The following is a 7,132-nucleotide window of genomic DNA, read 5'->3' as shown; positions in this document are numbered from 1 at the left end:
CCTTATGTGGAGCACGATGGACAAATCATCACCAATTGACCTTGCCGCAAAGGCAAACGTCAATTCGATCACGGCATCGGCAGCGTTGCAGACACTTGCTCACGATTCGGGCCTTCGGCCCTGGCGCATTGGCAGCAAGGAGCTGATCCCGGTGGTGCAGGGCGGGATGGGCGTGTGCGTCTCTGCGGGTGGCTTGGCCGGCACGGTGGCACGCCTGGGCGGCATGGGCACCCTGTCGTCCGTGGACTTGCGGCGCCTGCATCCTGATCTGATGGCCAAAACACGCCACCTGGACAAGGAGCCTGATGCCCGGGCCTTGATCGATGCCGCCAATCTTGAAGCGCTTGACCGGGAAATTCGCCTGGCCCGTCAGTTGTCACAGGGCCGCGGCCTGATTGCCGTGAATGTCATGAAGGCCCTCAGCGCCTACGAAGACTATGTGGGCCAGGCCATGGCCAGCGGGGCCGATGCGCTGGTGGTCGGCGCCGGCCTGCCGCTTGATCTGCCGGAGCTGGCGCGCGACTATCCCAACGCGGTGTTGATCCCCATTCTGTCGGACGCGCGCGGCGTGCAATTGCTGGTGCGCAAGTGGCAAAAAAAGGGGCGCCTGCCTGATGCCATCGTGATTGAGCATCCCGGTCTCGCGGGTGGCCATCTGGGCGCCGCCAAAGTCGCGGATCTGCATGACAAGCGTTTCGATTTCGAGGTTGTCATTCCGCAGGTGCTGGAATTCTTCAAAACGGCCGGCATCGAACGCGWGATCCCGCTGATTGCCGCCGGCGGCATCAACTGCAGGGACGACATCCTGCGCTTGCAAGCCCTGGGGGCTTCGGCCGTGCAGCTTGGCACGGCCTTTGCCGTCACCCGGGAGTGTGATGCCGATCTCGCCTTCAAGAAGGTGCTGGCCGAGGCGAAACCCGAAGACCTGGTGGAGTTCATCAGCGTGGCCGGCTTGCCCGCCCGCGCCGTGCGAACGCCATGGCTGGACAAATACCTGCGGCTGGAAGCCCGGCTCCAGGCGGCAGCCCATGTGAAGGCCAAATGCAACATGTCGTTCGACTGCCTCACCCATTGCGGCCTGCGCGATGGCGTGGCCGGCATGGGCCAGTTTTGTATCGACCAACAACTCGGGCATGCCTTCGAGGGCGACATCCACAAAGGCCTTTTCTTCCGTGGTGCCGCCCGGTTGCCGTTTGGCGACCAGATCCGTTCGGTGCAAGAATTAATGCAATGGCTGCTCGGCGGAGTTCGGCCAGCAGGAGCACCCGCATGAAACGTGATCAGTTTGGCCGGCCGCAAGACATGACGGCCACCCAGCCCATCAGCCAGGACGTGCTGAAGGAAAAATACCTCAAACCCGGCGAGACAGGTGTGGAGGATTTGTACCGACGTGTGGCGCGCGCCCTGGCCTCGGTCGAGCCCGAGGCGGAGCGTGCCCAGCACGAAGCGCTGTTCCTCGAGAACCTGCACGCAGGGGCAATTGGTGCAGGCCGCATCATGAGCGCGGCCGGCACTTCCATCCAGGCCACGCTGATCAACTGCTTTGTGCAACCTGTGGGTGATTGCATCCAGGGTGTCGATGACGGCGGTTATCCCGGCATCTACGAGGCACTGCGCGAGGCCGCCGAAACCATGCGGCGCGGCGGCGGCGTGGGTTACGATTTTTCACGCATCCGTCCGCGTGGCGCTGAGGTCAAGGGTACCGCGTCCATGGCCTCCGGTCCTTGCAGCTACATCAACGTCTTTGACCAGTCCTGCTCCACTGTGGAGAGCGCTGGTGCGCGGCGTGGTGYGCAGATGGGTGTGCTGCGCATCGATCACCCGGATGTGCACGAGTTCATCACCGCCAAGCGCGCGCCTGGGCGCTGGAACAACTTCAATGTCTCGGTCGGCATGCCTGACACCTTCATGCTCGCGCTCGCCGAAGACCAGCCCTGGGAGCTGGTGCACAAGGCCAAACCCGGCGCTTCACTGGTTGCGCAAGGCGCCTTCCAGCGCGCCGACGGCCTGTGGGTCTACCAGACGGTGGCGGCACGCGAGTTGTGGGACACCGTGATGCGCTCGGCCTACGATTTCGCCGAGCCCGGCATCCTGTTCCTGGACCACATCAACCAGGACAACAACCTGCGTTATTGCGAAGACATCGCAGCGACCAATCCCTGCGGCGAGCAACCGCTTCCACCCTATGGCTGTTGCGACCTCGGGCCCATCATCCTCACGCGTTTTGTGCGCCACCCCTTTGGCTTCAACGGCGTGCCGGTCTTTGATTTCGAGGCTTTCGCGAAGTCGGTGGCGACCCAGGTGCGCGCGCTCGACAACGTACTGGATGTCACCTTCTGGCCCCTGCCGCAACAGCAGGCCGAGTCCGCCGCCAAGCGCCGTATTGGCGTCGGTTTCACCGGGCTGGGCAATGCACTGGCCATGCTATGCCTGCGGTACGACGCACCCGAGGGACGCGAGATGGCCGCGCGCATTGCCGTGAGCATGCGCGATGCAGCCTACGCGGCTTCGGTGGCACTCGCGAAGGAAAAAGGCGCGTTCCCGAAGTTCGATGTCGAGGGCTACCTCGCTGCAGGCACCTTTGCCAGCCGGCTGCCTGCCGCCTTGCAGCAGGCCATCCGCGCGAACGGCATCCGCAACAGCCACTTGCTGTCGATTGCACCTACCGGTAYGGTCAGCCTGGCGTTTGCCGACAATGCATCGAACGGTATCGAGCCGCCGTTCTCCTGGATGTACCGGCGCAAGAAACGCGAGTCTGACGGTAGCACCACCGAGTACGCAGTGGAAGACCATGCATGGCGGCTGTACCGCGAACTTGGCGGTGACGTGGACAAGTTGCCTGGTTATTTTGTGTCGGCGCTCCAGATGTCGGCAGACAGCCACATTGGCATGATGGAAGCGGTGCAGCCGTTTGTGGACACGGCGATCTCCAAGACCGTCAATGTGCCGGCCGACTACGCCTACGAAGATTTCAAGGGCCTGTACCAGCAGGCCTGGCGCGCCAAGCTCAAGGGCCTGGCCACTTACCGGCCCAACGCTATTCTCGGCTCGGTGCTGGAAACCCATGCGGACCCCGCGGCCATGCCGGCCGCCGCGCCCGCTGTGGACCCAATGCGCACGGTGATCGAAAGCCGGCCCAAGGGCGCGCTGTCAGCGGTGGCGGAAAAAGTGGATTACTGGACGCAGGAAGGGCGCAAGACGCTCTATATCGTGGTGTCCTTTCTGCCTGTGCCGGCTGCCATGGGGGAAGGCACGGTCGAACGCGCGATCGAATTTTTCATGCCCGTGGGACAAAGCGGCGAGTCGCAGCAGTGGATCACCTCCAGCATGCGCATGCTTTCGCTGGCCGCGCGCGGTGGTTTTCTTGAGCGTGCGCTCAGCGACATGCGCAAGGTGGCCTGGGACCGCGGCCCGGTGCGGCTGGGAACCTACGAAAAGGCCGACGGCACGCGTGTTCCGTTATGGCACGACTCTGAAGTGGCGGCCATTGCTTATGCGGTGCAGAACATCATCGCGCGGCGGGCCGGGCAGCATGCTGCCGGGGCAACACCCGTGGTGGAGCCGCAGGTTGACATGGCGCTTGCCCCGCCGGTGATGGCGGGCAAGAAGTGCAGCGAATGCGGTGCCCATGCCGTGATCCGCAAGGATGGGTGCGACTATTGCACCCAGTGCGGCCATCTGGGAGTGTGTGGGTGAATAAGCGAGCGGATCAGCCTTACGCCGATAAGCGCTCCAGCTGAAAGCGAACTGATGAATCTGCTCGCCTTTCCCGGTCAGCCCTCTGCAGTCGCCGCGGCCGACGTCGACCCGGCGCAGTTGGCTGCAGCCCTCATGCAATCGCGCCAGACCATTTTGCCGAAGCGGCTGGTAGCACCCGGTCCCGATGCGAAGCAGCTCGACATGATCTTGCGAGCCGCTGCCACGGCGCCCGACCATGGCCAGCTTCTGCCTTGGCGCTTTGTGCTGGTGCCGCAGGCGGCACGCACGCAACTGGCCGCGGTCTTCGGTGCGGCGCTGGTCGAACGCGACCCGCAAGCCACCCCTGAACAGCTTGCGCAGGCGCGCGAAAAAGCGCACCGCGCCCCTTTGCTCATGCTGGTCGTGGTCGATGGCGCGTGTGGTGATGCCGGGATCGACCTGGCTGAACGCCTGGTCTCGGCCGGCTGTGCGGTGCAGAACATGCTGCTCATGGCCACGGCCCTGGGTTATGGTTCGTCACTGACCAGCGGCAAGGCGCTGAAGTCCGGGGGGCTGCGCCGGCTGTTTGGCCTGGCAGGCGGTGAATATGCCCTGTGTTTTGTCAGCATGGGCACCGCCCAGTCGCGCAAGCCCGCCCGCCTGAGGCCGGTGCCTTCTGATTTTGTAAGCAGCCTTTCTGTCGACAGCGCCGCACCGGGATCCGGGCCGGCGGATTCCTTTTAATTCCTGTGACTGGATCAAGCCATGGACATTCTGAGTTTTGACGACCTGCTGCAGGCCGCCCGCGCGCAACCCGAACCGCAGCGCCTGCTGTTTGTATTTACCGGTGTCGAGTTGCCCGAGGACAGCACCCCGGCGCAACGTAAACGTTTTGAGGCCGGCCAGGGCGGCGCGCTGGTCCCGCTGATGTGTGTCGACAAGCGCCCGGAGGACCTGAGTTCGTTTGCCGCCCTGGTGCAGGAGTCCAGCCAGTTCGGCCACAACTGGGGCCTGGTGTTTGCCGCGGCCATGTCGGGCTCAGTGAACCGTGCGCCGACCACCGAAGATGCGGAAGAACCACTGCAGCGCATGGTCGAGTCCATCAAGCAGGGCCAGATCGGGGCGTTTATTTCGTTTGACCCGCAGGGTCAGCCCGTGCAGTTCGGCTGATATGGGCATGGTGCGCCGGGTCACGCGGCCTGCTTCCTTGCCCGGCGTGCATGCACCGGGTGCCGGATTCGAGGCGCCTTTCGACATGCTGGCCGCCTGCCATGAGCGGGTGGAACGCATGCTCGTGCTGCTGGCGCGCCTGCAGCAGCACCTGCTTGAACACGGCCGTGACGAGTCTGCGCGCCAGGCGGCACGTGATGTGATGCGCTACTTCGACCTTGCCGCGCCGCTGCATCACCAGGATGAAGAGCGGCATGTGTTCCCGCCATTGCTGGCCGGGCCAGATGCCGGCCTGCGCACCCTTGTGCAGCGCCTTTTACAGGACCACCGGGACATGGATACGGCCTGGCCCCCGGCGCGCAGTGCGCTGCACGAGATCGCTGAGAGTCCGGTGGCTGATGGGGCTGCGCTGACTGCGACCCAGACGGCGGCACTGGACCACTTCGCCGGCCTGTACGAACGGCACCTGGCGGACGAAGACCGTCTGGCCTACCCTGCTGCGCAGGTGGTGCTGACGACGCAAGCCCTACAGGCCATGAGCCAGGACATGATGCAGCGCCGCGGTGTTCGCTCCGGCAACTGATCTCCAGGAGCCTGTCGGACTTGGGAATCGTCGGCTGCAAATCGACCGCAGCGGTCCATTTTTCGCCGTCTTTTTGTCCCATAGCTGGGCTATGGGCCTGCAAACCCTGCAAAAACTGTCCTCGCTGGGGCCGATTTTCGCTTTCGACGCCCCAAGCCCGACAGGCTCCCAGCCATGATTAGAGGCAAAATGGCAGGATGAACGCGCCCGACTCCCCCACCGCCCTGGCTGCCCGCAGCGACGTCTCGGACCTGATGCAGGCCATGGGTTCACAGGCAAAAGTAGCTTCCGCCCTTATGGCACGGRCGCAAGCAGCTATCAAAAACAGAGCGCTTTTGGGTTTGGCCAGCTTGCTGCGCAGCCAGATCGAACCATTGCAAACAGCCAACACCCTGGACCTGGAACGCGCAAAAGCGGCCGGCCTGGCCGGGCCCATGCTGGACCGCCTCAAGCTCACCCCCAAAATCATTGAAACCGTGGCGGTGGGCTGCGAGCAGCTGGCCGTGATGCCCGACGTGATTGGCGACATCATCGGCATGAAGGAGCAGCCCAGCGGCATCCGCGTGGGGCAGATGCGCGTGCCGATTGGCGTGTTCGGCATGATTTACGAGAGCCGGCCGAATGTGACGATTGAAGCCGCGTCGCTGGCCATCAAAAGTGGCAACGCCTGTATCCTGCGCGGCGGCTCTGAAGCGATTGAGTCGAACAAGGCGCTGGCTGCGCTGGTGCAACAGGCGCTGATTGACGCCGGCCTGCCCGCCGATGCCGTGCAACTGGTGCCGACCACCGACCGCGAAGCCGTAGGCCACCTGATCGCCATGCCGCAGTATGTGGACGTGATCATCCCGCGCGGCGGCAAAGGCCTGATCGAGCGCATCAGCCGCGATGCCAAGGTGCCGGTCATCAAGCACCTGGACGGCAACTGCCATGTGTATGTCGACGACCCCTGCGACATCGAAATGGCGGTGAAAGTGGCCGACAACGCAAAAACGCAAAAATACAGCCCCTGCAATGCCAGCGAAGGTTTGCTGGTGGCGCGCGGTGTGGCCGCGCAGTTCCTGCCCAAAGTCGGCGCGATTTACGCCGCCAAGGGTGTGGAGATGCGTTGCGATGCCGAGGCCCAGGCGATCCTGGCGAGCGTCAAAGGCGCCAACCTGAAAGCGGCGACGGAGCAGGACTGGTACGAGGAATACCTCGCGCCCATCATCAGCATCAAGGTGGTGGCGGGCATTGACGAAGCCATCGCCCACATCAACCAGTACTCCAGCCACCACACAGATGCCATCCTCACGCGCGACCACATCAACGCCCAGCGCTTTCTGCGCGAGGTGGATTCAGCCAGCGTCATGGTGAATGCGAGCACCCGCTTCGCCGATGGATTCGAGTTTGGGCTGGGCGCCGAAATCGGCATCAGCACCGACAAGTTCCACGCGCGTGGACCGGTCGGGATTGAGGGGCTGACGTCCCTCAAATATGTGGTGCTGGGCCAGGGCGAAGTCCGTACCTGAAGCCATGCCGGGCTGAGAAGTCGGCCCACGGATTTTTGGATGACTTGCGGCGGCGTTACCCCTTGTAACCCCCGTAGTTTGTCCCAATCTCCCTAAAATTCGGTCAGATATAACCGAAGCAAATAACAGATTCCCTACTCGAAAGTGGCCGAATGGTTCCGCACCTCATCACCGCCCTGAACGGCCCTATCAA

6 protein-coding genes are annotated in these 7,132 nt (G+C 63.5%); all 6 read left to right on the top strand.

Annotation, left to right across the window (positions count from 1 at the left end):
• The first annotated feature begins 16 nt into the window (after nt 1–16).
• The 6 genes from AC1D1P_RS10365 to AC1D1P_RS10340 all read left to right on the top strand — a co-directional run bounded on the left by AC1D1P_RS10365 (nt 17) and on the right by AC1D1P_RS10340 (nt 6,939).
• Complete coding sequence (locus AC1D1P_RS10365) at nt 17–1,273, top strand: NAD(P)H-dependent flavin oxidoreductase (protein ID WP_477672911.1); 1,257 nt, start codon at nt 17–19, stop codon at nt 1,271–1,273.
• A complete protein-coding gene (locus tag AC1D1P_RS10360) occupies nt 1,270–3,696 on the top strand; it encodes an adenosylcobalamin-dependent ribonucleoside-diphosphate reductase (RefSeq protein WP_477672910.1) in 2,427 nt (808 codons plus the stop codon). Before AC1D1P_RS10365 ends, AC1D1P_RS10360 begins: the two co-directional genes overlap by 4 nt.
• A gap of 54 nt (nt 3,697–3,750) precedes the next feature.
• Nucleotides 3,751–4,422 carry a nitroreductase family protein gene (locus AC1D1P_RS10355; RefSeq protein ID WP_477672909.1) on the top strand — a complete coding sequence of 224 codons (672 nt, stop codon included), beginning with the start codon at nt 3,751–3,753 and terminating at the stop codon, nt 4,420–4,422.
• Nucleotides 4,423–4,443: 21 nt separating this feature from the next.
• Entirely contained in the window at nt 4,444–4,848 is a 405-nt protein-coding gene (locus tag AC1D1P_RS10350; RefSeq protein ID WP_477672908.1) for a ribonucleotide reductase subunit alpha, read from the top strand.
• 7 nt (nt 4,849–4,855) lie between these two features.
• Complete coding sequence (locus AC1D1P_RS10345; RefSeq protein WP_477672907.1) at nt 4,856–5,431, top strand: hemerythrin domain-containing protein; 576 nt, start codon at nt 4,856–4,858, stop codon at nt 5,429–5,431.
• Nucleotides 5,432–5,628: 197 nt separating this feature from the next.
• Nucleotides 5,629–6,939: a glutamate-5-semialdehyde dehydrogenase gene (locus tag AC1D1P_RS10340; protein ID WP_477672906.1), complete on the top strand. Its 1,311-nt coding sequence runs from the start codon at nt 5,629–5,631 to the stop codon at nt 6,937–6,939.
• Nucleotides 6,940–7,132 lie beyond the last annotated feature (193 nt).

The organism is Polaromonas sp. P1_E1_2, assembly GCF_056406035.1.
The sequence above is the reverse complement of the archived record's forward strand: the minus strand, read 5'-3'. Positions and strand labels throughout refer to the sequence as shown.

Coding starts and splice junctions, on each gene's coding strand:
- AC1D1P_RS10355 (WP_477672909.1), top strand. CDS start 3,751: ATGAATCTGCTCGCCTTTCCCGGTCAGCCCTCTGCAGTCGCCGCGGCC.
- AC1D1P_RS10350 (WP_477672908.1), top strand. CDS start 4,444: ATGGACATTCTGAGTTTTGACGACCTGCTGCAGGCCGCCCGCGCGCAA.
- AC1D1P_RS10345 (WP_477672907.1), top strand. CDS start 4,856: ATGGTGCGCCGGGTCACGCGGCCTGCTTCCTTGCCCGGCGTGCATGCA.